The 26,844-nt window shown below is 39.9% G+C and carries 17 protein-coding genes and 2 pseudogenes; 17 read left to right on the forward strand and 2 right to left on the reverse strand.

The features are described from left to right. Positions 1-113 precede the first annotated feature (113 nt). The 10 genes and pseudogenes from Q8G36_RS22125 (at position 114) to Q8G36_RS22175 (ending at position 16,383) form a co-directional block, all read left to right on the forward strand. Positions 114-1,610 carry a sugar ABC transporter ATP-binding protein gene (locus Q8G36_RS22125; protein WP_305161433.1) on the forward strand — a complete coding sequence of 499 codons (1,497 nt, stop codon included), beginning with the start codon at positions 114-116 and terminating at the stop codon, positions 1,608-1,610. Positions 1,611-1,612: 2 nt separating this feature from the next. Continuing rightward, positions 1,613-2,599: an ABC transporter permease subunit gene (locus tag Q8G36_RS22130; protein ID WP_305161396.1), complete on the forward strand. Its 987-nt coding sequence runs from the start codon at positions 1,613-1,615 to the stop codon at positions 2,597-2,599. Between the two features lie 31 nt (positions 2,600-2,630). Beyond that, the gene (locus Q8G36_RS29405) at positions 2,631-6,167 is read left to right on the forward strand and encodes a GH32 C-terminal domain-containing protein (RefSeq protein ID WP_370694088.1); all 3,537 of its coding nucleotides are present in this window, start codon (positions 2,631-2,633) and stop codon (positions 6,165-6,167) included. 1,280 nt (positions 6,168-7,447) lie between these two features. Next, positions 7,448-9,052, forward strand: a complete 1,605-nt coding sequence (locus Q8G36_RS22145; protein ID WP_305161395.1) for a long-chain-fatty-acid--CoA ligase — start codon at positions 7,448-7,450, stop codon at positions 9,050-9,052. Between the two features lie 100 nt (positions 9,053-9,152). Next, positions 9,153-10,430 (forward strand): MFS transporter, encoded by a 1,278-nt coding sequence (locus Q8G36_RS22150; RefSeq protein WP_305161394.1) that lies wholly within the window; start codon positions 9,153-9,155, stop codon positions 10,428-10,430. A gap of 95 nt (positions 10,431-10,525) precedes the next feature. Next, on the forward strand, positions 10,526-11,698 hold the full coding sequence (locus tag Q8G36_RS22155) for a thiolase family protein (RefSeq protein ID WP_305161393.1): 1,173 nt from the start codon (positions 10,526-10,528) through the stop codon (positions 11,696-11,698). A 133-nt stretch (positions 11,699-11,831) separates the two neighbouring features. Further along, a pseudogene (locus tag Q8G36_RS22160) lies at positions 11,832-12,979 on the forward strand (acyl-CoA dehydrogenase family protein). A 59-nt stretch (positions 12,980-13,038) separates the two neighbouring features. Continuing rightward, positions 13,039-14,220: a thiolase family protein gene (locus Q8G36_RS22165; protein ID WP_305161392.1), complete on the forward strand. Its 1,182-nt coding sequence runs from the start codon at positions 13,039-13,041 to the stop codon at positions 14,218-14,220. Positions 14,221-14,306: 86 nt separating this feature from the next. After that, on the forward strand, positions 14,307-14,711 hold the full coding sequence (locus Q8G36_RS22170) for a PaaI family thioesterase (RefSeq protein ID WP_137018018.1): 405 nt from the start codon (positions 14,307-14,309) through the stop codon (positions 14,709-14,711). A gap of 73 nt (positions 14,712-14,784) precedes the next feature. Continuing rightward, positions 14,785-16,383: a long-chain-fatty-acid--CoA ligase gene (locus tag Q8G36_RS22175; RefSeq protein ID WP_305161391.1), complete on the forward strand. Its 1,599-nt coding sequence runs from the start codon at positions 14,785-14,787 to the stop codon at positions 16,381-16,383. Between the two features lie 108 nt (positions 16,384-16,491). Here Q8G36_RS22175 and Q8G36_RS22180 read toward each other — a convergent pair whose 3' ends face one another. After that, entirely contained in the window at positions 16,492-17,187 is a 696-nt protein-coding gene (locus Q8G36_RS22180) for a hypothetical protein (RefSeq protein WP_305161390.1), read from the reverse strand. Positions 17,188-17,995: 808 nt separating this feature from the next. Here Q8G36_RS22180 and Q8G36_RS22185 point away from each other — a divergent pair. Then, entirely contained in the window at positions 17,996-18,571 is a 576-nt protein-coding gene (locus Q8G36_RS22185; RefSeq protein ID WP_305161389.1) for a hypothetical protein, read from the forward strand. 209 nt (positions 18,572-18,780) lie between these two features. On the opposite strand, the gene Q8G36_RS22190 is transcribed toward Q8G36_RS22185, so the two are convergent. Beyond that, on the reverse strand, positions 18,781-19,197 hold the full coding sequence (locus tag Q8G36_RS22190; protein WP_305161388.1) for a PaaI family thioesterase: 417 nt from the start codon (positions 19,195-19,197) through the stop codon (positions 18,781-18,783). Positions 19,198-19,992: 795 nt separating this feature from the next. On the opposite strand from Q8G36_RS22190, the gene Q8G36_RS22195 reads away from it, so the two are divergent. The 6 genes and pseudogenes from Q8G36_RS22195 to Q8G36_RS22220 form a co-directional block, all read left to right on the forward strand. Further along, the gene (locus Q8G36_RS22195; RefSeq protein ID WP_305161387.1) at positions 19,993-20,847 is read left to right on the forward strand and encodes a MurR/RpiR family transcriptional regulator; all 855 of its coding nucleotides are present in this window, start codon (positions 19,993-19,995) and stop codon (positions 20,845-20,847) included. A 45-nt stretch (positions 20,848-20,892) separates the two neighbouring features. Then, the gene (locus tag Q8G36_RS22200) at positions 20,893-22,023 is read left to right on the forward strand and encodes an amidohydrolase (protein ID WP_305161386.1); all 1,131 of its coding nucleotides are present in this window, start codon (positions 20,893-20,895) and stop codon (positions 22,021-22,023) included. A gap of 37 nt (positions 22,024-22,060) precedes the next feature. Further along, complete coding sequence (locus Q8G36_RS22205; protein ID WP_305161385.1) at positions 22,061-23,542, forward strand: amino acid permease; 1,482 nt, start codon at positions 22,061-22,063, stop codon at positions 23,540-23,542. 156 nt (positions 23,543-23,698) lie between these two features. Next, the gene (locus Q8G36_RS22210; RefSeq protein WP_305161384.1) at positions 23,699-24,529 is read left to right on the forward strand and encodes a GNAT family N-acetyltransferase; all 831 of its coding nucleotides are present in this window, start codon (positions 23,699-23,701) and stop codon (positions 24,527-24,529) included. 114 nt (positions 24,530-24,643) lie between these two features. Then, entirely contained in the window at positions 24,644-25,759 is a 1,116-nt protein-coding gene (menC, locus tag Q8G36_RS22215; RefSeq protein WP_305161383.1) for an o-succinylbenzoate synthase, read from the forward strand. A 191-nt stretch (positions 25,760-25,950) separates the two neighbouring features. Further along, positions 25,951-26,112 (forward strand): annotated as a pseudogene (locus Q8G36_RS22220) (peptidoglycan-binding domain-containing protein); the annotation flags it as partial. Between the last annotated feature and the right edge of the window lie 732 nt (positions 26,113-26,844).

A 26,844-nucleotide genomic window follows, 5' to 3' on the forward strand; every position in this document is an offset into this window, starting at 1 on the left:
TCTTATCTTTTTTAAGAAATTCATTCATTAAGGGGGACAATCATGTGAACAGTGTACAATTAATTGAGAATGATGTTGTTTCGGTATCTGACTCTCCCTCTCCCATTCTCAAAATGAAAGGAATCAGTAAGACATTTTCAGGAGTTACTGTTTTAAAAAATATTAATCTTGAACTCTATAAGGGGGAAGTTCATGCATTAATGGGGGAGAATGGAGCAGGGAAATCTACACTTATTAAAATATTATCAGGTATCTATCAGCCTGATGCAAATGGTGGCAGCATCATATATAAGAATAATTCTGTCACTTGGAGTGGTCCAGTGGAAGCGAAGAAACAAGGAATTAGTGTGATTCACCAAGAACTGAAGCTATCTCCAAATTTGACAATAAGTGAAAATATTTTAATGGGTACTAAATTTCCTGAAAATAAATTTGGCATGGTTAAATGGGATGATGTTTATCATAAAGCAAAAGAAATTTTACATTCAATGGGATCTGAATTAAATCCCAAAACGATAGTTTCCACATTAAGTGTGGCACAGCAACAAGTTGTAGAAATTGCTCGTGCTCTTTCATATAATGCAGACGTGTTAATTATGGATGAGCCGACCGCATCGTTAACTGATAAAGAAATTGAAAAGTTATTTGAGATAATTGAGGATTTAAAAAAGAAAGGTGTTGCTATTGTTTACATCTCTCATCGAATGGATGAAATTTTTCGAATTTCAAACAGGTATACCGTTCTAAGAGATGGAGAGTGGATAAATAGTGGACCAATCAAGGAAACAAATCCTGAGCATCTTGTAAAGTTAATGGTCGGCAGGGAATTAAACTCCCTTTTTAAGAGGCACACAAAAGTAGCTACATCTCGTGTTGATGACACGAAGCCCGCCCTCGAAATAAATGGAATATCGGATAAAAGGGTTGTGAAAAATGTTTCGTTTAAAATATATCCTGGTGAAATTGTAGGACTTGCTGGTCTTGTAGGGGCAGGTAGAACCGAATTAATTCGAACCATATTTGGAGCTTCTCAAAAAACAGGTGGTGAAATTCTGGTTAATGGAGAAAAAGTGAATATTACCTCTCCGAATGATGCAATCCGACATGGAATTGCCCATGTGCCGGAAAGTCGAAAGGAGCAAGGATTGTTTCTGAACATGAGTGTCAAAGAAAATATTATTATGAATGAATTAAAAAAATTTCGCAAAGCTGGTAAATTGAACTGGAAAGAAATTGATCAAAAAGCAGATTACCTTATAAAAGAATTAGGAGTAAAGGTTTCTTCGTCTGAACAGCTTGTTGCCAATTTAAGCGGTGGAAACCAGCAAAAGGTTGTCATCGCACGGTGGCTCTCGATTGGTCCAAAGGTGCTACTTCTCGATGAACCAACTAGGGGTGTGGACATTGGGGCAAAAACAGAGATTCATAAAATTATATCAAAGTTAGCTGAAGCTGGATTGGCAGTGTTAGTAGTTTCCTCCGAGCTGCCTGAAATTTTGGGAATTAGTGATCGAATTCTAGTAATGCATGAAGGTAAATTACAAAGGCATTTAACAAGGCAAGAAGCAACACAAGAAAAAATCATGTTTTTTGCTACAGGGGGGGAATGAAAATGAAAGCGAATACAACGGTTGTGACCACTGATAAAGCCCGATATGGAAAGGAAGCTCTACAAATTTGGAATCGCTTAGGAATGCTCATTATTTTAGTATTATTATGTGCTGTGCTGGCTTTTACTGCACCAAATTTCCTGGAGATGTCTAACTTGTTAAATGTACTTAAACAAGTGTCCATAAATGGCGTACTGGCAGCTGGAATGACGCTTGTCATTTTAACAGGCGGAATTGATTTATCTGTAGGTGCCATTGTTGCTTTATCAGGTGTTGTTTCCGTAATGATTTCCCAAGCGGGAATACATCCGTTGGTGTCAATCTCTGCTGGACTATTAGTGGGGGCTTTCTTTGGACTTGTAAATGGATTTTTTACAGCAAAAACTAAATTGCCGGCCTTTATTGTCACCCTTGGGAGTTTCACATATGTAAGAGGGCTTGCGTACGTGATTAGCGGTGGCTACCCTATTGTTGTGGAGTCAGATTTGTTTAAATTTTTAGGAGCTGGTCGGCTGTTTTTAATCCCCACTCCTATCTATATCATGGTTATTGTGTATATTGGTATGTTCTTTGTTTTGAAATATACTATGTTTGGCCGTCATGTATACGCAATTGGTGGAAGTGAGGAAGCGGCACGTCTTACAGGTATTAAAGTAGAGCGCACTTTAATGAAAGTTTATTCGTTAAGCGGACTATTAGCGGGTCTTGCGGGTGTTGTTCTGGCAGGTCGATTATTTTCTGGACAGCCAACAGCAGGTTTAGGGTATGAACTTGATGCTATTGCCGCAGTAATATTAGGCGGCACGAGTTTAACGGGTGGTATTGGGAGAATACAAGGGACCATTATTGGAGTTTTAATAATGGGTGTAATTAGCAATGGACTAACGTTAATGGATGTTGGATATTACTGGCAACTCGTTGTTAAAGGCGGTGTGATCATAGCTGCTGTACTTATTGACCGATTAAGAAGCCAGTCTCAATCATTATAAAGTAAAACAAAATTGCAAAGGTGTGAGGCCGTTGAAAAAAGCAATAGAAAAACTTTTAGCATGTGGTGTAATTTGCACTTTAGCATTAATCCTAGTTGTTCCGACATTTGCAGCCGATTCAAATTACTATAATGAAAGTAACCGAAATCAATTTCATTTTTCACCTGAAGCAAGTTGGATGAATGACCCGAATGGGATGGTCTATTATGATGGGGAATACCACCTTTTTTATCAAAACGATCCTTATAGTTCTAAATGGGGTCCCATGCATTGGGGACATGCGGTCAGTAAAGACTTAGTTCACTGGGAGCATTTGCCTGTAGCTCTGTATCCAGATGAAAATGGAATGATATTCTCAGGAAGCGCAGTGATTGATTATAACAATACTGCAGGATTTGGAAAAGAAGCAATGGTGGCGATTTTTACTCATGCCGATGGTTCAAAGCAAGTGCAAAGTCTTGCTTATAGCAATGATAAAGGAAGAACATGGAAAAAATATGAAGGGAACCCGGTAATGCCGAATCCTCCTATTTCGGATTGGCGCGATCCAAAGGTTTTTTGGCATGACCAATCAAAAAAGTGGGTGATGACGCTTGCAGCGAAAAACGATGTTATGATTTACACTTCACCCAATTTAAAGGACTGGAGCTACGGGAGTTCATTTGGTGTTGATCCCACATCGGTGCAAGCCACAAGCCTAGATAAGGATGGATCAGTGTTATCCAAACAAACAGGCAGTGATTTTGTTTATGAAGCGGATATAAGTGTACGAGAAAAAAATGGTCGAAAGGGTTCTGGGGAACTGGTCTTTCGTTCTGATTCTTCCTTAAAAAATGCTTATCTTGCTGGATTGGATGCCAAATCCGGGAAAGTGACTTTAAGTAAATTGGTTGATGGAAAGAAAATTGTCCTTCAGGAAAAGAAAATTAAAGTGATGGATGAAGATTCAACTAAGTTGAGAGTGGAAACTAAAAAGGATTTCATAAAACTTTCTATAGGAAACAAACCGGTTATAAAAATAACTGATAATTCGTATGAAAGTGGGAATTTTGGCTTATATAATAGAAATGCTGTTTCTGTTTTTAGGAATGTTTTCTTTAAAAATGCGACTAACTTTAAAACAAATATCCTTAGCTGGAAAGCTATAGATGGAAAATGGGAAAGTACGATGGAAGGGAAGGTAGGGAATTCTAATACTAACGGTAATTACGTATCTTCACAGGTTGGTGATCAATTTGGTTATAGAGCAAACGTTAAACTAAATGGGAAAAGTGCGAGAGGTGGACTTCTTTTCAGAGCTGACAAAAACGGTGAAAATGGGTACATTGCCCAATTGGATGCTGGGAAGGGTAAGGTTAGTCTATTAAAAATTGAAAACGATAGACCTACTATCTTAGCTGAAAAATCCATAAGTATTGATTCAAATCAAGTGTATGATGTTTCTGTTTATACTAATGGCAGCAAGATAAAGGTACTGATAGATAATAAAGAAATCATAGAACAGGTTGATACAACGTATGAGAGCGGGCATTTTGGTTTAACTGTAAGTAATTCAATTGTAACCTTTCAAGACGTGATTAAAGAAAATTACATTGTGGCAAAGGAACAAAATATTGCTAATCCTGATTTCGAGTCAGGAAGTCTAGAGGGATGGAACGTTCTTGACGGTGATGCTTTTGGGGCAGCAAATGTTACAAAAGCTACTTCTTATTGGGGTGGTTCATTCGGACAACAGGATAAATATCATTTATGGGGATATACAGCAGAAAAAGGGGATGATGCAACCGGTTCGATTCGATCTTCCTATTTTACACTGGGGGGAAGCGGCGAAATTAATTTCTTGATTGGTGGGGGATATGATAAAAACCTTTATGTAGCGCTCGTCCGCGCCTCTGATAATAAGGAATTAATTCGTGCAGAAAACACCAAGTGGGCGGAGGATGAAAAGTATCGCCGTGTGACATGGGATGCTTCAAAATATATTGGAGAGACCGTTTATATGAAAGTGGTGGACAATAAAACTGGAGGTTGGGGACACATTAATGTGGACGATTTTCATGTATACAATCAAGGGTCACTGCCTATTGTCGTTGACAATGATCCAACTAAGGCTGATACACCTTTCGTAGGTAAGAAAAAGGGCTTGATTAAAGAATGGGACTTTATAAATGGTGAATGGACAGAAGGGACACAAGGATCTTATAGCGGAGTGTGGGAATGTCCAGAATTAATTCAGGTGCCGGTTGAAGGGAAATCGAATAAGAAAAAGTGGGTGTTGTCTGTAAGTATAAATGATGGAGCAGCAGCCGGGGGTTCAGGAATGCAATACTTTGTGGGTGACTTTGATGGAAAAAAATTCACGAATAATAATTCGTCAGACAAGGTTCTATGGACGGATTATGGGGCAGACTTCTATGCAGGTGTGACATGGAACAATACTGGGAATAAAGGCAAGCCGTTATGGTTGGGATGGATGAGTAACTGGCAATATGCGAACGACACCCCGACTTCCCCATGGAGAAGCTCAACCACTGTTCCGCGTGAATTATCGTTAGTGCAGACAGAGAAGGGGTTACAATTGAAACAAACACCTGTACAACAATTAATAACCTTGCGAGATAAAGCTTTTAAGTTAAGCAACCAATCTATTATCCCTGGTAAAAATCTATTGAAAAATGTTAAGGGAGATACGTTAGAAATCGAAGCGGAACTTTCAGCAAATAAAGCAAGTGAAGTTGGATTTAAAGTAAGAAATGGTAATGGACAATATACGACCATTGGATACAACCCTAGCAATGAAACAGTGTTTATTGACCGAACCCATTCAGGATATGATTTTGGTCCGAATGTAAAAAAAATACATGAAGCCCCTGTACAAAATACAAATGGAAAAGTGAAATTGAAATTTCTTCTAGATCGTTCGTCCATCGAAGTGTTTGTTAATGAAGGAAAACAAGTGTTAACTGATCAAATTTTCTCATCACCAGAGAATCAGGGTGTCGAACTTTATAGTCTTGGCGGTACTGCTCATTTAGAATCTCTTGAAATGTATACATTAAAAAGTATATGGGGAATCAGTCCGATTGTTTCCAATCTATCTGGATGGACCACAATCAATGGTGAATGGGGAGACACTAGAGAAGGGAAACAAGGCCGCAGCGATTCTGACAGCTTTATAGTTGCCTCTCAAACCGCAAGTGATTTCACATACAAAACCGAGGTGAAGGTATTAAACGAGGGAGCTGGAGCTCTTTTATTCCGAGCAGATGAAAAAGCCGAAAATGGTTATATAGCTACAGTGGATGTACGTAATGATATATTGAAATTGTTTAAAATTGTAGATGGGAAGATTGAAGTTCTACAGGAAGAACATATGGTACTTAATCCTAATCAAACATACAAATTAAAAGTTACAGCAAAAGGCAGTCTGATCCAAACTTATTTGGATGATAATCTGATCCTAGAAAAGTCTGATACGACTTTTAACAATGGGCGTGTAGGGTTAAATGTATGGAATTCAACTACTGTCTTTAATCATCTTTCTTTAGAGACACAAAATAAAAAATGATTAGTAAGGGCTTAGGTATAGCCAGCAGCTCTTTTAACACGGAATATAAACATTAGTATCGTTCATGTGAGTACACGTTCACGAAGGGTGGCGTTTTCCCCTGAAACATCCATTTTCAAGAATCTACATTGACTTTTACGAACGTTTTGAATGCTTCATTTTTATTCTTTAAAAAAAGATTTCGGCCATCAACTGAAATCATTAATAATTATGTAAACAACCATGGTGCAGAAACCTTTATTAAAGTCTCTGTACCATGGTTGTTTGTATTTATTCGTTCGTGAATGTTGTTTTTCTGCCAGAGTGCTTTCTTGATGAACAATTTCTTCTTTCGACTTTACTTGGCCTTAACACATTACTTCTGTTTTGCAAAAAGGATTTTTCTAATCGATAGATCGTTGATTTCTCAATCGTTTTTCACAGCTGTATTTTCCATATAGTTTTTACCCCACTTAAACATAAACTCTAGTATGGGCATCAGAGAAAGTATCGCCTTACCAAGGCTTTGACTCGGGAGGCAGTTTCGACGAAACTTACTAAAAAACACTATTCTCCCATTCCTTCTAAATCGATTTTAGAGAATAGTGATTATGAACTCCTTAACCTGGTCTTTGACAATCTCCCGTTACTTGATTTTATCTTACTAAATCCATTATTTCTTATCAGGCAAAGAAGTTTAGTTTACGGAAGGTAAATTGATGTTATAGGAATATCCTACTTCAGAGGCGGTATTAACAGCCGGAGAAGTAGACTGGCAGAAGAGTGTTATAGAGTTCTGTCTAGCAGATTGGGTCAATGGGCATGGGGAAAAGCAAAAAAATAGAATAATAAGTTTACGAATGGGCAAAAGCTAAAAATCCAGGAATGGAAGTTGAAAAGCTATAGATTTTTTAATTCACTCGTAAGCCAAGTTTCAATAAATAAATGTTGCACTTGTCCATCCTTAGCTGGATGGGCTTTTTAAATTTTATAATACACCATGGATAAAATCAAAATCACGATTTGTGAGGAGGTATAATCTATAATATGGTAAAACCCTACTTTTCAATATCGATTGAAATCCAACCAGAGCCTGTTGATAATTCAAAAATGAATTATTGGTCTTTCGATGAATCCTCTACAGAAAGGCATTATATATGAAAAAAATTCATTAATGAATTGAATGCTCTTAGTATTAATCGATTTTACGCAAAAGTAGGACTTGGCATGCAAGTTGCATGATAATAAGTATAAATCAAACATGCACGATATGAAATTCGTTTATGTGGGGAGGGAAAATGGTGCGAAAAACGATAAATAAACCATGGGAGCAATGGTATGTTGAAAGAATGAAATCTATGAAGCTACCGGAAATATCCGTCTATTCACTGCTTGATATAACAGCAAGTAAGTTTCCACACCATACAGCCATCATTTATGAAGACCAGACAATGGATTATAAGAATCTAAAAATGCAGGTAGACAAACTTGCAGGTAAATGGAGAGAAATGGGCTTGGTTAAAGGGGAACGGATTGGTCTGATGATGGCCAACCACCCTTATTTCATAATCAGTTATTATGCTGCCCAGGCACTAGGCCTGTTAGTTGTACAAATTAATCCCATGTATAAACCGCGGGAACTATTGCAAATTTTAATAGACTCGGATACCAAGAATATTGTATTTGACCAAACAGCGGCAAATACCATTAGAGAAACGAAAGCGATATATGAATTTGATGTTTGCATTGAGACGGAAAATGATCAAAATGGCTCGTATTCCTATTCCCTTCAAACGATGATTGAAACCGGGGACGCCATTAGGAAGCCCGAAATGATAAGCCCGCATGAAGATACTGCAGTCATCCAATATACTGGCGGCACCACTGGGAAGATGAAGGGTGTCATGCTTACTCACAATAATTTAACGTCCAATGTCGTGCAGAGCTTTGAAATGTACGGGGATTCCCTGAAACCTGGCGAAGAAATCGTGTTGGCAGCAACGCCTCTTTACCATGTTTATGCCATGACAAGTGCAATGAATCTAGGTATCTATATTGGAGCTGCCATCCTCTTATTTCCTAAATTCGAACTTCAAGATGTACTTGCAAAAATAAAAAAGTATCGTCCGACTTTCTTTCCTGGGGTTCCAAAGATGTATAATGCATTCGTCAATCATCCAGAAATTGAAAACTATGGACTGAATTGTTTAAAAAGTTGTTCTTGTGGATCGGCGCCCCTGCCCGTTGAAGTAATTAAGCGATTTGAGGAGCTGACCGGTGCCAAAATCGGAGAGGGTTTCGGTTTATCGGAAGCTTCACCTTCCACTCATCGTAATCCGCCTTTCGGAAAAAGGAAAATAGGAAGCATTGGCATCCCTTTTCCTGGCACGGATTGTATGATCATTGACGATGAAAATAATGAAGTGCCTAACTCATGCGTCGGGGAGTTGCTCATAAAAGGCCCGCAAATCATGAAGGGTTATTGGAATAACGAAGCCGAAACCAAAAAGGCCTTACAGAATGACTGGCTATATACTGGCGATCTTGCTGTGATGGATGACGAAGGATATTTCTATATAGTCGGCAGAAAAAAAGAAATGATCATCGTCGGCGGATTCAATATTTACCCGCAGGAGGTAGAAGGGGTTCTGTATGAACATCCGGCAATTAAAGAGGCAGCCGTGGTGGGCATCCCCCATAAAGAAAAAGGCGAAATTGTGAAAGCATTCATCGTACCTAAAGAAAGCGCTTCCGTAGATCTTGAAGAAATAGAAGGATATTGCTATTCCCAATTGACGCCTTATAAGGTACCGAAAGTATTTGAATTGAGAAAAGAGCTTCCGCGAAATACAGTGGGTAAACTATTAAAAAGATTGTTAGTTAAAGAAGAATTGGAAAAGGAATGAAAGAGGGGAATGCTTTTTGCTCATCCAACCATTTATGATCAAACCTACGTTGGATGGTATACGATTTTGTAAACAAAAATAAAGAAGAGGAGGGATTCATATGCGTTGGGTTGTTCTCATTCTATTATTCTTTGGAGCCGTCATCAATTTTGCAGACAAATCGATCGTGGGTCTCGCAGCTGTTCCCATCATGAAGGAATTCGATCTTACCTATGCGGAGTGGGGTCTTGTTGGAAGCAGTTATTATTGGCTCTACCCGGTAACAGGAATTTTTGGGGCAGCATGGGCTGATCGGCTGGGGGCTAAAAAAGTGCTTGGGTTCATCATGCTGACATGGACTGTTTTGCAATTCGGCGTTTTAGCCATCACCGCTCTTCCATTATTAATTCTATACAGGATTTTACTGGGCGCATTCGAAGGGCCATATAGCCCAATTGCTTACAGTCATGCCGATAAGTGGTTTCCGCCGAAACTGAAAGGCTTTGCCAATTCGGTAGTGGTTGGCGGAGGAACAGTTGGTGCGATGATCGTGGCACCGATCCTCGTTTCCTTAATTACGATATTCGGCTGGAAGGTTGCCTTTGCAGCACTTGGTGCAGCAAGCCTTGTTTGGTTCTTCCTCTTTCAATTTTTAACAAAGGAAAATCCAGTTGAAGTATATGAAAACGTACAAAAGAAAAAGAAATTAAAACTAGAAAAAATAAAAATGAAAGACTTTTTGTTGCTACTGGCCTCACCTACTGCTTTGTTTACTACGCTAGCTTATTTTTCAACATATATTTTAGTTGTTTGGTTTTCAGTTTGGCTCCCGATTTATTTAGTGGAAGCCGTAAAAATGACTCCAGGTCAAATGGGAACCAGCGTTGCGATAATCGGAGTCGTTTCCGTATGTATTTATATGGGTGTTTCGATGGTGTCTGATCATTTATTCAAGAAGAATCAGAATTGGCGGTCATCGAGGGTATTTGTCGTCGCGGGCGCTATGATTCTTGGTGCATTGTTCTTTTCCTCAATCATGGTTATTCAAAATCCAATCTGGGTGATAGTTGCCATGTGTTTAGCAAAGGGCCTTACATATGCCATTTTACCGATCGGACCAACAATCATGATCAATGAAATGCAAGAGCGGGGGGGATTGATGACAAGCATCTTAACATCATCAGGGAATATAGCAGGCATTATTGCACCTCTATTAACTGGATATATCATAAGTTTAGCAGGAGGAAATCAGTTATTGGGTTATAACTTATCGATATTGTTCATGGCCATTCTTGTCCTGGCTTTTGGCATCCTGTTTGCGATATTCGTAAAACCTGCCAAATCAAAAGGGAAACATAAAAATAAAAATTCGGATAACTTTGACCTTAAGTCCTCATAAGCAGGGACGAACCTGCTTACATTCAATGAAACTAGTGAAGAGAAGGAATGCCTTTAAATAATGGTGTGAATAAAAGGAAGAGGAGCGGATGGGAAATGAATAGAGATGCCGTCATAGTTTCTGCAGTTCGAACAGCAATTGGAAAACAGGGAGGTGCACTTGCTTCTGTTCCTGCCCACGTATTTGGAGCGGAAGTGATGAAAGAAGCCTTAAAACGAGCGAATGTCGATCCTCGAATGATTGATGATGTAATCATGGGGAATGTATTGAGCGGGGGTGGAAACATTGCCAGGTTAACTGCGCTGGAAACTGGACTCTCGATTCATCTTCCGGGACTGACTGTCGACCGTCAATGCGGCTCGGGAATAAATGCTGTTAACTTAGCTGCACACGCGATTCGGGCAGGTGATGGCGATGTCTATATCGCAGGCGGGGTCGAGAGCATGAGCAGGGCGCCATACTTGATGGATCGTCCGGAAAAAGCATACAGTGCAAAGCCACCGCAGTTCAGAAAGTCCCGGTTGTCCCCAAAAGAGATTGGCGATCCACCGATGGGAATCACGGCTGAAAACTTAGCGGAAAAATATGAGGTCAGCAGGGAAGAACAAGATGCATTTGCTCTACAAAGCCAAAAAAATATGGCCAGAGCCGTGGAAGAGGGCCGTTTCAATGAGCAAATTGCGCCTATTTACATTCCCGTCAGAAAAGGTGACGATATCGAATTTAAATTGGATGAACATCCACGACCGCAAATAACGAAAGAAGGGCTTGCCAAATTATCACCTGCGTTTTTAGAAGGAGGTTCCGTCACAGCAGGCAATAGTTCGGGATTGAATGATGCCGCATCAGCCCTGGTCATAATGTCGAGGGAAAAAGCGGTGGAATTGGGGATTAAGCCTTTAGCGACGATCAGGGCACAGGCCGTTGCGGGGGTAGATCCAAATTATATGGGAATAGGACCTGTTCCCGCTATAAGAAAGGTAATGGAGAAATCAGGGCTTTCCTTAAATGAAATGGACATCATTGAAATTAATGAAGCCTTCGCTGCTCAGGTCATTGCTTGTAATAGGGAGCTTGATATGAATCCCTCTAGAGTGAATGTGAACGGGGGAGCCATTGCACACGGACACCCACTAGGTGCGACGGGTGCCATCCTCATTACGAAAGCGGTTTATGAGTTGAAGCGTTCTGCCGGAAGATTTGCTCTTATTACAGCTTGCATTGGAGGCGGACAGGGAATTGCTACGATAATTGAGCGTGAAGCATGATTTTGTAAGTGTGTTTACCAGAATACAATGAATTCCATTAAATGAATAGAACACAGCACTCAGCCCAATATGCATATGAAGAAAACTTGTCAATGGCAGCTATAAATGAACAGACCTAAGGAGGACTAAACTCATGACAATCACTTTAACCAAGGAAATGCAGCAAATGAAGGAAATGATCCGTAATTTTGTTGAAAGGGAAGTGGAGCCCTACGCCATACAAATTGAAGAAGAAGATGCCATCCCGGAGCATTTGGTGGAAAAAGCAAAAGACCTTGGCTTGTTCGGAATAAGCATTCCCGAACAATACGGTGGAATTGGCTTAAATGCTGTGGGAAAGGCAACCGTATTAGAGCAGTTAGGAAGAACCCATAATGGTTTCGTTTCATTAATAAGCGCTCACACCGGGATTGGCAGTACAGGTCTGGTTAAGCTAGCATCCGAACATTTGAAAAATAAATACTTGCCTGAAATGGCAGCAGGTACGAAAATTGGCGCCTTTGCTTTATCTGAACCCGAGCGGGATCGGATGCAACCAATTTGGCAACAAGTGCAGAAAAGAAGGGTGATTACTGGGTGATGAACGGGACGAAACATTTCATCACGAATGGGCCGATAGCTGATGTTTATACAGTATTCGCTTTAACAGATAAAGAGAAAGGGGCAAAGGGAGGGATTACTGCTTTTTTAGTAGAAAGGGATTTTCCCGGTTTGACTGTCGGCAAAAAGGACAAAAAAATGGGGTTAAGGGGATCATATACCTCACAGGTCATTTTTGAGGATTGTATCATACCAGAAGAAAATGTTATTGGCGAAGTTGGAATGGGGTATATCTCTGCCCTTAAAATTTTAGGTGAAGGGCGGGTCGGATTGGCTGCAAGAGCAGTGGGATCAAGCGGTAAATTAATTGAATTGTCAGCTAAGTATGCAAAAGAGCGCATTCAATTCGGTAAACCAATCGCGGACAATCAAGCGATTCAATGGATGCTTGCTGATATGGCAACCGAAACGGAAGCCGCAAGAGCATTGACGATGATGGCGGCACAAAAGATAGATGAAGGAAAAAAAGTGATCAAGGAAGCATCGATGGCAAAACTATTTGCTTCAGACGTTTTTAATCGGGTGGCCGATAAAGCGGTTCAAATTCATGGCGGAATGGGATATATGGCTGAATATCCAGTTGAACGTTTTTATCGGGATGCCCGCATAACGAAGATCTATGAAGGAACGAATGAAATCCAACGTTTAATCATTGCAAGAAATGTCTTGGAAGAGTGTTAATTGTTTCGGGCAGGTAGTCCTTTGCCCATGAATCTGGAATTTCAAGGGGGAGGAACGAAATGGGAGAAGATATCGTGATCGGTGCTGTACGAACACCGATTGGAAAGTACGGTGGAGGATTTAAAGAGATTAGTTCCGGTCATTTGGCGAGCATTGCCATTAAAGAAGCGATCAAGAGGGCAAATATTGCAGCTGAACAAGTGGATGAAGTCATTTTTGGGGAGGTTAGGCAAACGACCGAATCCTCGAATGTTGCGAGAGTGGCAGCACTGCGCTCAGGGATTCCCGATTCTTCACCGGCTTTTACGGTAAACCGGTTATGTGCATCTGGTATGCAGGCCATCACCTCAGCAGCACAGCAGATAGGCTCAGGTCAAGCAAATATAGTCGTTGCCGGCGGTACGGAAAGCATGAGCCGCGCACCCCTTTATTTAAGAAGTGCCCGTTTTGGGGGAGACAGGACCAAGTTAGTGGATTCTAATACAGAAGCTGGACAGCAACCTCAAGAAATTTATGGAAAAAATTTAGGAATGGGAATCACCGCTGAAAATGTCGCACAGCGATACAACATTTCCAGGGAAGAACAAGATGCCTTTTCAGTGGAAAGTCAAAGAAGGGCGGCGCAAGCGATAAAAGAAGGAAAGTTCAAAGATGAGATCGTTCCTGTCCAGGTCTCTGACAGGAAGAGTACGGTTACCATTGAAACCGATGAATATCCACGCCCGGAAACCACAATGGAAAAGCTTGCAAGCTTAAAACCGGCATTCAGGGAAAACGGAACCGTCACTGCAGGGAATGCTTGTGGCCGTAATGACGGGGCATCTGCATTGGTATTAATGAAAGCCAGTGAAGCGGAACGGTTGCAAGTACAGCCAATCGCAAAGATTGTCGATTGGGCGACTGCGGGAGTTTCTCCTGAAGTGATGGGAATTGGTCCAGTACCAGCCGTTGGAAAACTTATGGAGCGCACCGGGAGAAAAGTAGAAGAAATTGGGCTTTTCGAATTAAATGAAGCGTTCGCTTCACAGGCATTGGCAGTAATCAGGGATTTATCGTTAGATGAAAACAAGGTTAATGTAAATGGGGGAGCCATTGCACTTGGGCATCCAGTCGGATCGACGGGCGCTCGGATCGTGACAACATTGATATATGAGCTGATTCGCAGGAAAGAAAGATATGGAGTTGCTACACTTTGTGTTGGCGGCGGGCAGGGAATGGCTATCATGATTGAAACGATATAGACCAACGACAAAGGAGTGGAAACCCCATACGTTTCTGCTCCTTTCCGTATATAAGTTGAATCACGCATAAGTGAGGGGGAGGAAGATTGCCTGTTGAAGTGGAGGATATTCGGAATCAATTCGAAAGTAGTGCATTCTTTTCACATATAGGGTTTGAAATCATTCGGTTTGAAGAAGGGAATGTAACGATAAAGCTAAACATTGAAGAACATTTACTTAATGTTAATGGAACACTGCACGGGGGGATTCATGCTACCATGCTGGATACCATTCTAGGAATGGTGACTCGTTCCGTTACCAAATCTAAAGTCGTGACAACAAGCTTAACTGTACATTATTTAGCCAGCATATCAAGCGGGGAATTATTTGCGGAAGCAAAAGTCCTTCAAAAAGGATACAAAATTGCCTTTACTGAAGGAGAAATAAAAGATACTGAAGGCAACATCATTGCAAAGGGTACAGGAATTTTTAAAATCATTCGTGATAAATGAGGCAAGGATGATCAAGTTGGCTGACAAATGACTATGCTCCATTTTAATAGAAAAGAATGAGGTGTGAAAAAAATTGACTAGAGCCTGGCATGGATTTTATCCGAAAGAAACTCCTGCTGAAATTGACATTCCAGTATTATCATTGTATGGACTCCTTGAACGTTCAGCCCGACTTTATCCAACCTGCAAAGCCGTAATAGATGGCGATCGGGAAATGACATATATGGAATTAAAGGATGCCTCAGATCGTTTTGCTGTGAATTTAGCCAGCCGTGGATTTCAAAAAGACGATCGTATTGCAATCATGCTGCCAAATTGTCTAGAATATATCATTGCCTATTATGCCATTCATCGTTTGGGAGGTATGGTCGTTCAAGTGAACCCCCTGTACCAGTCAAGTGAATTGGATTATATATTACGGGATTCCGAAGCCAATTGGTTCATTGGGCGTGAGGAACAACGGGAAAAATTAGTGCTAACAAGTTTTTCTGATAGGTTAACGTTCATATCAGCCGAACAATTAACGGAAACTGGAACGGATTTATCAAGGAAAGATAAGGAACTTCCTGCTCTGGCTATCAATCCCAAGGAAGCTGTGGCTGTTCTTCAATATACAGGGGGGACTACAGGCAAATCAAAAGGGGTCATGCTAACGCATTTTAATTTGGTCTCGAATGTATTTCAAGACTTTGCCTTTACGGCAAATGCCCTTCAACTCCAAAGGCCTGGCGAACGGATGCTTGGATTGACCCCATTATTCCATGTATTTGGTAATGGACGATTGAATAGTGCCATATATGCCGGATCTACTTATATCACATTAGAGAAATTTGAAATAAACAAGGTAGTAAATTTGGTTCGAACACATCGGCCAACCATTTTTCCTGGTGTCCCGACCATGTATATTGCTTTACTGAATCACCCGGATTTGACGGCAGACGATTTAAGCTGCTTTAAGTACTGCAGCTGTGGTTCAGCCCCGCTCCCGATAGAAATCATTCATCAGTTCGAAAAGAAATTACGGGTTACAATATTAGAAGGATTTGGAATGTCAGAAACGTCACCCACTACCCACCGCAATCCAGTTTTAGGACAGAAAAAACCAGGAAGTATCGGAATTCCTTACCCTAATACCGATGCTAAAATCGTCGATCTGAAAACAGGCATCGATGAATTGCCAGCAGGTGAAATAGGCGAACTGATCATTAAAGGTCCGCAAGTAATGAAGGGATATTGGAAAAATCAAGAGGAAACGGCAACGGCTTTGCGGGATGGATGGCTTTACACTGGGGATATCGCGACGATGGATGAAGACGGATATTTTTATATCGTAGGCAGGAAGAAAGATATGATCATTGCAAGCGGATATAATGTTTATCCAATCGAAGTAGAAGATATTATTTATCAGCATCCAGCCGTAAAAGAGACATGTGTATATGGAGTACCGGATTCATATCGTGGGGAAACGGTAAAAGCGGCTATAGTCTTTAAGAAAGGAAAGTCGGTCTCGGAGCAAGAAATCAGGGAGTTTTGCTTGCAACGACTGGCCAGATATAAAGTGCCGCGAAGTTTTGAGTTCAGGGAACAACTGCCAAAATCAGCTGTAGGGAAAATATTGCGCAGAATATTAATGGAGGAAGGAACGCAGAGCCCTACTGTCGGGGAGAGATAAGCATTTCATTTATCGTTAGGGATATATGAAACCCTAACGATAAATGAAACCTTTTTTCGAGGTTCCCCTTATTTAGGGTTTTCTAACAAATCTTTATAGACTATAAAACTACTTTCCTTTTAGGGGAATTTTTAGGGGGATTTCAAATGAAGTCCCATCCACCAATAATTCATGAGACTCACCATCCGCTATATCATCGGTAGTGAATGAAAAGGAATCGAGCCGATCGAAGTTTTCCTCGGGATCAACCAATAAGCCAATTGTGCCTTTTCTTGTTTCTCCTGGTTGGTAATCTGATCGACTTACTTTTTTTGTCCCGATTAAAGTATCCCCGGAATGGATGAAATTTTTAGAAGGCACATCATATGTAAGATCACCATTGAAAGTAACATTTTCCATGCTGAAGAACTGAAGTTCCTTCGAATCTTTATTCTCAACAGAATAAGTTATCTCTAGATAAGTAACCTCTTCATCAATATCCGTTTTAGACAACTCAGCCTGTTGATCAATCTCCTCCATGGATAAATCCTCTTTATAGTATATCGAATAGGCCTCTTCAAAACTCAATCCCATATAGGACTTGAGCTCATCCTTTACTTCATCTGTGAGTGAAGATAATTGAATCCTGCGGATATCCTTGATTGTGATGACCATGGGTGCCAATTCAAATGACTCATTAATAGACCTCGTTTCTAGCAATGTGAAGGTTCCCCAATTTTTTTGGCAAACCTTATCGCCGACTTTTTCAAGATGGGGCCCGCCATATTCCTGCACCTCAGGAATTTTGGATTCCTTGGCTTCCAAATTTTTCACTTTTTCAAATTTATCGCTCTCGAAATAATTGAAGGCAATCACACTTAAACAAATAAGCAATAATCCAACAATTGTTGATATGATCCATCTTTTACGGATATATCATCACTCCTTGTCTTAAACCTTTGATGTCAAATATAATATACCATTTTTTTTGCAAATGAAGGAAAGGCGAGTACCTGAAGGCATCTTGTTATGCAATGGTACACATTAAGGCGTTCTCAATTAAAATGAAAAGAAAAAATAAATGAATCAACCGATAGTGTCGACAAACTTAGCCCATTTTAAAAATTAAAAGAACGAAAGAATTAGCCGAAAAAACAGGAAACATTCCAAATGGGAAATCGAAGTAAAGATAGTCGGACAGGTGGCAAATTATTTGTCATCTGTCGTTTCATATATTTTATTAAAGGGAACTGACTTTACTATAATTCAGCTGCTCTTTCTTTGGGATATAGGAAGGTGAAGCAACGGACAGGAAGAGCTGGAAACATTGGGTATATCAGGGCATTCCAGTCTCCACTTTCTTTTGGAATGTGAGTGAATTTCTCAGTAATTGTACAAGCCATTTTTCAAAAATATCATATCTTGTTACGAAGAGAGAATCATAAGAAACTTGCGAGATACTTGGCATTTTTATGGATGATAAATGTGTACTGTGGTCTGTTTTCAGAAAATAAATTCCAAGCCTAAACACAATCTTTTACTTATTATCGTCTCTTCTAAGTATTTATTGTTACAGCTCACTGGAACCCAATCTCTCTAGTAGCATATTTTTAAAAAAGGAGACGTTTAGGGAATGTTGTGGCCTATTAACAATGGTAAGGAAAGGATACATCAGCCGAATAAAAGTACAATGCTGTCCCGGCAAGAGATAAAAGCCATTGAGTCCTGGATATCTCAAATGGGGACATTCCAATTTTATAAAACCGCTGGACAAAAAATGTCTACTGCGAGAAAAACGCTAAAGTTCAAGTATAAAATCATTGGGCATGGATTTAACCGGGTCGTCTATGATTTAAATAATGGCTATATATTAAAAGTTGCATTTTCAGAAGTAGGATTAATCAGCAATGCAAATGAAGCCTATATATATAATAACTGTAATGAGAAAGCCAAAAAGTATTTTTGTCCGGTTAAGGAGCATGGGACGGGCTGGATTATCATGAAGAAGGTGGACACGAAAGTGCCATTTGCAATCAAGGAATATACGAAACTGATCAAATTGGAATTAAAATTCCTGAGGTACGGTATTATACCAATTGATTTGCGTTTAGATAATGTCGGATATAACGAGAATGATGAAATGGTCGTCATAGATTATGGTCTATTCACCCTGGATCTCAAAAGCCCTGTTCTGCGATGGTTAGTTTGATGACGGGTCTTTCCAAAGAAAATATATAATGGAGATTACAATGAAGTGATTAGGCGAAGCGGTGAATCTTGTGAGCCGTTCTTCAGAGTTCTTTAATTCCTAGAAATAAGTTTATCTAATTGCAACTGGTGAAGAGATATTATCGAATGATCTAAATGAAAGAAGCATGTTACGAAGGGCTTTTTTAGTGCAACATGCTTTTTCTCGGTTTAAAGTACCATAACTGATGACACAACGCTTGCCACTTTTTTATCATTTTGAAATAAATCTGCGAGTACATAAGCTGTTTTTTTTCCGATTCGGTCTACTTTTGCTTCAACCTGTACGTCTCCCAATCTTACTGGTCGATGGAAGGTGGTATGTAAATCTATGGATGCGAAGGATTGGCCGATACTTAATTTAGATGATATCGCATAAGCCATTATAATATCTGCTGCAGATGTGACAAATCCACCCATAGCAACACCATTTCCGTTGATGAATTTTTCATCTACTTTCCATACTCCCCTTGCAATTCCATCCTGGGCATAATTAGCTTCAATCTGTAACGTTAGATCACAATTCGGAGGTTGTTTCCCCTCCGTTATAACTTGTAAAAGCTCGTGTCCTTTAAATGATTCCCCCATTAAAATGCCCTCCTTGAATAAGTTGAAACTACAGAATATTCTAACATATATCTTGATTTCAATGAAGTTGTTGATTTTACAAATAAAGTAATTAGAGACTTGAACCAAGAAATGTTTTTTGGTGGTGGACTTGATTTCCACTCCAGGTACTCGCTTTCCGCGGGCGGTCTCGCACCTTCCGTTCCAATCAACTGGAACGTTTTTTATAAAAACTGCAGGCTGGTCTATTCCGAACAAGATGTTTTCTTACTATAATCCTTAATGGATTGAAGAAATTTGCGACACTCCTGCCGAAAAACTGGCTAGCCTAGACCCCACAGACGCTTGCGTCGAGGAGGCTTGGCAGGCAGTCGGCGGAAAGGGAGCGGATTTTAGAAATCAAAGGGAACGTTTATAAAAGAAAACACTGTAGGCAAATGGCTTTTCTTCGAATTTGTCTACAATTGGAGGTTCGGACGATCTTATCCTATGTTTTTTTACTATAATCCTTAATGGATTGAAGAAATTTGCGACACTCCTGCCGAATAACTGGCTAGTCAAGACACCGCAGACGCTTGCTTTGATGAGGCTTGGCAGACAGTCGGCGGAAAGGGAGCGGATTTCCTCAATCAAGGGCGGGAATATAAAAAACAGTAGGCATATTTGCTTACTGAAATTTGAAGTTGGTAATTATCAAAAAAATCAAAAATCTCCTTCTTTTTCTAATTAAATTGTGATAGTGTTTAAAACAAAGAAGTATCACCTTCATCATTTTCTTAAAAAGAAGTATTTAATTCATCAGAAAGGAGTGATATCGTGGAACATCTTCCATTTAAATTATTAGTGAAAGAAAAATTTGACCATCTATCGGCAGGTCAAAAAAAAGTTGCCGCTTACCTGATTGAAAATTTGGATGAAGCCGCATTTAAAACGGCATTTCAAATTGGTCGGGAAGCGGAGGTCAGTGAAACGACGGTCATTCGGTTTTCCTATTCATTAGGATTTGAAGGGTTTAGTAAAATGCAGGCCAGGATTCAAAAACAGCTGCTGCACCAAAATCAAATAGACATATCCAATAGTGATTCCATTATCCGCATTGACGACAAGCAAGATCCATTTACCAAAGTGATAGAAAACGAAGTTCATATTTTAAGACATCTATTAGATCATACGAACGTTCAGGATATATGGAAAGCAGTCGATGTCTTGATCCAGGCTGACCAAATATTAATTGCAGGGCATCGGATTTCCCATGCCGCCGCCTATTGGTTCTCCTATACGCTAAGTTCATTAAGGGAAAATGTAAGTTTATGTTCACCAACAGGTGACTTCTATGAAAAGTTTTGTAATCTCACGAACAAGTCTGCAGTAGTTGTTTTTTCCTTTCCAAGATATGCGAATGAAACATTAAAAGTTGCTGAGTGTGCCAAAGAACAAGGAGTTTGTTTAATTTCAGTTACAGACCGTCTCCTGTCACCTGTTGGCCGCATCTCTGATATTGCACTGACCACTGAAGAAAACGCAGAAACCGGAACCAATTCAATCGCTTCCGTCATTAGCTTATTGGACTTGGTTATTGCAGGCATACATCAAAAAGACGCAAAACGGATATATACCCATCAGCAAAAATTGGAAAGGCTATATTCAAGTTATGAAGTGTTTAATGAATGAGTTTTAATAAAGTTAAAATTCATGTAAAGGAGGAGGTGCATCATTATGAACCCGATTCAATATATTGATCAGCATCAAGAATCATTGATAAAGTCCTACAATGACCTGCATTCTTTGGCTGAGCCAAGCTGGCAGGAGGAAAGAACGTCTTGCTATATATTAAAATGTCTTAGGAAAGCGGGACTAACCGTAAAAACATTTCACAGCCATTATGGAATCATTGCCGAGATTCCAGGCATCTCAAAAAAGGTTGTGGCATTAAGGGCTGATATGGATGCGCTTGTTCAGGAAGTAGATGGAGTTGTAAAGGCCAATCATTCATGTGGACATGACGCACATAGCACAATGGTTTTATATACAGCATTGGCCATTGCCTCCAGCGGAATCAGGCCTAAACACACTCTCCGATTCATATTTCAGCCTGCGGAAGAAAAAGGGGAAGGCGCTCTTCAAATGATCAATGATGGTGCATTGGAGAATGTTACATATTTATTCGGGGTACATGTAAGACCCAGTGCGGAGGTTCCTTATATGAAAGCTTCCCCCGTCATTGTCCATGGCTCTGCCGAAACAATAAGGGGAACAATCAAAGGTATTCAGGCCCATGCATCCCGTCCGGAAGATGGAATAAATGTCATCGAGGCAGCAGCTTTGCTTGTCCAAAAATTACAGCAGATTAATCTGGAAACCGAAACTCCTTATTCCATCAAAATGACTCAATTTGAAACAAACAACAAAGCATCAAACGTTATCCCGGAAACAGCTGTCTTTGCAATTGATGCCAGAGCTCAGTCAAATGATGTAATGAATGAACTAAATCGCTTAACAAAGGATGCTATTGACCAGACAATGGAACAAACTGAAACATCCATCTCCTGGACTGCGGAAGAATTCGTCCCAGCTGCGAGCTTGCATGAAAAAGCCATAAAGCTGGCTGAGGTCGCAATAGGAGATATCATTGGGACGGAGAATGTCGTTCCAGTCTGTGTTTCTCAAGGAGGAGAGGATTTTCATTTTTATACAGCCCAAAATCCTGATATAACAGCAACCATGATAGGGTTAGGCTGCGATTTAACGCCTGGTCTGCACCATCCGGATATGAAGTTTAATTTACAAGCACTTATTTATGGAACGAAAATTTTAATTAACACAGTAATGATGGCGGCAGAAGAATAGAATTTTTTTCGATAAAAATCTACTGAAGGGGTGTTTTATGGAAAATACCGCACAAACATCACAAACCGGTGGCCAAGGAGCTACTCAGAAACAACTGGAGCGCAAGCTCAAACCAAGGCATCTTTCCATGATTGCAATCGGCGGAACCATTGGAACGGGACTATTTTTAGCAAGCGGTTCCATTATTCATACTGCGGGTCCTGGAGGAGCTGTAGCTGCCTATATAATAGCCGGAATCATGGTTTACTTTCTGATGACAAGCTTAGCCGAAATGGCTGCCCTTATTCCTATTACAGGCTCTTTCAGTACCTATACATCAAGGTTTGTCGATCCGGCTTTAGGATTTGCGATCGGATGGAACTATTGGTATAACAATGCAATCGTAGTCGCTCTGGAATTAGCAGCTTCCTCCCTGATTATGAAATATTGGCTGCCTTCTGTTCCGGGCATCATTTGGAGTGCATTATTTCTTGCACTCATATTTGGCCTGAATATTTTATCGGTAAAAGGATATGGAGAATCAGAATTCTGGTTTGCCATTATAAAGGTTTTGACAATTATCATTTTTATAGCAGTAGGATTATTAATGATAATAGGAATCATGGGAGGGGATGCAGTAGGTTTTGAAAATATCACCAAAGGAGAGGCACCGTTTAGAGGAGGCTTTTTGTCTATTATAAGTGTCTTTATGGTGGTCGGATTTGCCTTTCAAGGCACCGAGTTAGTAGGGATTGCGGCCGGCGAGAGTGAAAACCCGAGGGAAAATATACCAAAGGCCATTAAGCAAATCTTCTGGAGACTGCTCTTGTTTTATGTATTGGCGATAATTGTGATTGGATTTTTAATAAGCTATAATGATCCGCGTTTGTTAAGCTCGGATATTGAAGATATTGCGGTAAGTCCCTTCACTCTAGTTTTTCAAAACGCTGGGCTTGCCATCGCTGCCTCCGTTATGAATGTGGTCATTCTTACTTCCGTTCTTTCTGCAGGCAATTCGGCCATGTACGGAGCTTCTCGCGTGCTTTGGGTGCTGGCGAAAGAAGGCAAAGCCCCTTCGTTTCTAAAAAAAGTGAATGCAGGCGGCATTCCAGTGAACGCTGTGTACTTTTCTACCATCGTTGGAATGGCAGCTTTCCTGACCTCTCTTTTCGGTGAAGGCACAATTTATACTTGGTTATTGAATGCTGCAGGATTATCCGGTTTTTTATCCTGGTTAGGAATTTCGATTACACATTATCGTTTCCGGAAGGCATATATTGCACAAGGAAGAGATTTGAAAGATTTGCCTTATGTATCAAAATGGTATCCATTCGGTCCGATATTAGCCACACTTTTATGTGTTACGGCTATACTGGGACAAAATTACTCTGCATTTTTCGGTTCTGAGATTGACTGGTATGGAATTTTAATTTCTTATATCGGGCTTCCTTTATTTTTCCTAGCTTTTCTAGGTTATAAAATCGTAAAGAGAACAAAAATGACTCCATTGCAAGAGGCCGATTTCAGTAAAGTGGAATAACCTCTTTTGTAAAAAAGCAGGAAAGTATTTCATATTAAGAAAGACCATTTAAATGATAGCTCCAGTGCCTAGTAACGACAAGCCGTCACTGTGGACTAACTTGTCATCTTATGTTGGGTCGATCAAGGCACTTGTGCTATTCCTAGGAGGTTGACCATGACGAAAACACAGGAAATTGTAATTCGTTCTCTTCATAGAATTGAAGAGTTAGAGGAAGTTAGAAAGCTAGAGTCCAGCATTTGGGGAGAATCCGACTCAATCCCCTCACACCAAACCATAACAGCCGTGAAAAACGGTGGTTTGGTTATAGGAGCTTATTGCGGAGGGAAGCTGATTGGATTTCAATACAGCTTTCCGGGATTCAATGGGCAATCAGCCTACCTTTGTTCACACATACTAGGAATAGACGAGCAATTTCGCAACAAAGGTATAGGGGAGAAGTTAAAGTTAGCACAACGTGAGGAAGCGATAAAGCTAGGCTATTCCCTTATTACTTGGACATACGATCCATTAGAAAGTGTTAATGGGTACTTAAATATAGCCAAGCTTGGTGGGGTATGTTCCACATATATTGCAAACTGCTATGGTGAAATGGAAGATCTTTTAAACAGTGGAATTCCTTCTGACCGCTTTCTTGTCGAATGGCATATTGGTAAAAAAGATACAACGGATTTTAGTGGACAGGGGATACCGCTGGACTTTGTGATAGAAAACTCGCTTATTCAATGGGATACCATTGAAAAGGGAGTGCCTGTTCCTACTTTCACCCTTCCGCTGCCTAAACAAGAATGTGATACAGCTTTTGTGGCCATTCCTAAGGACATCCGAACAATAAGAGTCACAAATATTCAAGCGGCCAATGAATGGCGAATGAAAACCAGGGACATTTTTACCGATTTATTTAAGCAGGGATGGCAGGTAACAGATTTTATAAAGAATTCCATGACAGAAATTCCCCTTCAATTTTATATGCTAACAAGGAAATGAACTAATAAGGATTTATATAAAGTTTAGTAATTTCAGGCTGCTGGCAGCCTATTTAATGAAAAATTGGTAAGACTGTGTCTTTTAACAGTTTTATCACAAAAGGAGAATTTCCAAGTGAAAATTAAACAAGTTATACTAAGGCATCTTAAGCTTGACTTGCTTGAACCTTTTACAACTAGCTTTGGGACGGAATACAATAGGGATTTTATCCTTGTAGAAGCCAAAAGCGATGATGGCATTTCCGGTTGGGCTGAATCGGTTGCGATGCTCGACCCTCTGTATAATGAAGAGACCTTAAAAACAAACTGGCATATACTCGAGGATTATCTCATTCCAATTATTCTTAAAAATGAAATCAAACATCCGGATGAACTCTCTGAAAAATATTTCACCCATATTCGCGGCAATTATATGGCAAAAGCCGCTTTGGAGGGTGCTGTATGGGACTTGTATGCGAAAAAGCAAAATGCTTCTCTCTCGAGTGTGTTAGGTGGAACAAAAAAGAAAATTGAAGTGGGGGTAAGCATCGGAATAAAGGACTCGATCGATTCGACTCTAGATATGATTGAAACTCGTCTCGGTGAAGGCTATAAACGTTTTAAACTTAAAATCAAACCGGGCTGGGATGTTGAATTAATAGACAAGGTCCGAAAAGTATATCCTGAAATCCCGCTCATGGCAGATGCAAATTCTGCTTATACATTACAAGATATAGACCGGTTATCCGCCTTGGATGATTTTAATTTAATGATGATTGAACAGCCGCTTGCCTATAATGATATCATTGACCATGCAGATTTACAGTCAAGGTTAAAAACACCTATTTGCCTGGATGAAAGCATTCACTCATTAGAGGATGCAAGGAAAGCTATTAAATTAGGCAGCTGTAAAATTATTAATATTAAGATTGGCCGTGTCGGAGGTTTGACTGAATCCAAGAAAATCCATGATTTATGTCTTGAACATGAAATTCCGCTATGGTGTGGGGGGATGCTGGAATCAGGCATTGGAAGAGCTCATAATATTGCAATCACTTCACTGCCGAACTTTACTCTTCCTGGAGATACCGCAGCTTCCTCCCTCTATTGGGCAGAAGATATTACTGACCCTGAAGTTACAGTGGAAAACGGAATAATCGTGGTTCCAGAATTGCCCGGAATTGGCTATGAACCAAGCATGGAAAAAATCAATAAGTATACAATACACAGTCAAACCTATCATCTAAGTTAGAATGTTGATAGAAACGCCTAGGGTAGTTCCTTCCTACAACATCTATTTTCCTTACATAATGGCATGATTCCCGAAAAAGGGAGCATGTCTTTTTTTCTGCAATAACTTTTGTAGGAGGAGCTGCATACAAAACGCGGATATATACATAACCAAGACGATTATGCTGCAATCGATCTTGTAAAAGTTCAGTCGTAAAGTTCCAAAAAAGTAAAGGCTTAAACGCCGACGGTATTGTAGGTCTGAATACATATAATGCATTGGGTGTGAAAAAGCGTAATGTGAATAAAACAAGCCAGCACATTAGAGATGAAAATTTTAGCAACGAGAAGAGAAGGATTTTCCTGTGGTCATAACAAAAATGGCGAATTAGTAGAAGGGAAATATATATCCATACCCAGCTGCTTTTGGATTATGGACAACTTCCTTAGATCTAGCACAGTTGGTGTCCTTGAATTAATAAAAGCACTAAAAAAGGAAAGTAAGATCGGAATTTCTGCAAGCAAAAGAAATGATCGCTCCACAGAGAGGAAGATCGTGGACTGGGCTTGGTGTATTTCTAGAGGATTCGAAAAAAGAACTTGAAATTACATCACTTGCAAAAAGGCTCAGGAACAAGCAGCGCTCATATTTGCACTAACGTGAAAAAATTCATTCAAGTTCTTATTTTGAAACGAAGCGATCGATTAGGAATCATTATTTATACAAACATGCGAAAGAACAAGTACTACTATACTGTTCTTTCGAATATTTGCATGCGTTAAAAAAATGAGTGCGTTTACATTTCAGAATATTCTAAAATGATGAATGTAGGCTTTTGTAGTTTTTTGTAGGATGATGTAATTTCGATGATAAAGTAAAAGAAATGTTAAGTTTTTATTAACAATGCTAATCGTTAGGGGATTCAGAGTCATGGTAGCAAAGGTCAAAAAGGAAAAAGAGCTTAAGCATATTGAAAAAGGGAAGGTGAGGAAAGTAAATGAAGAAATTCAAATTAAGTTTAGCTAGCCAAATTTTCATTGGTTTAATTCTAGGGATTATCGTTGGTGCCATTTTTTATGGTAATGAGACGGCCCAAAGCTTTTTAC

The sequence above is a fragment of the Peribacillus frigoritolerans genome (assembly GCF_030676415.1).
Taxonomy (GTDB): Bacteria; Bacillota; Bacilli; order Bacillales; family DSM-1321; genus Peribacillus; species Peribacillus frigoritolerans_A.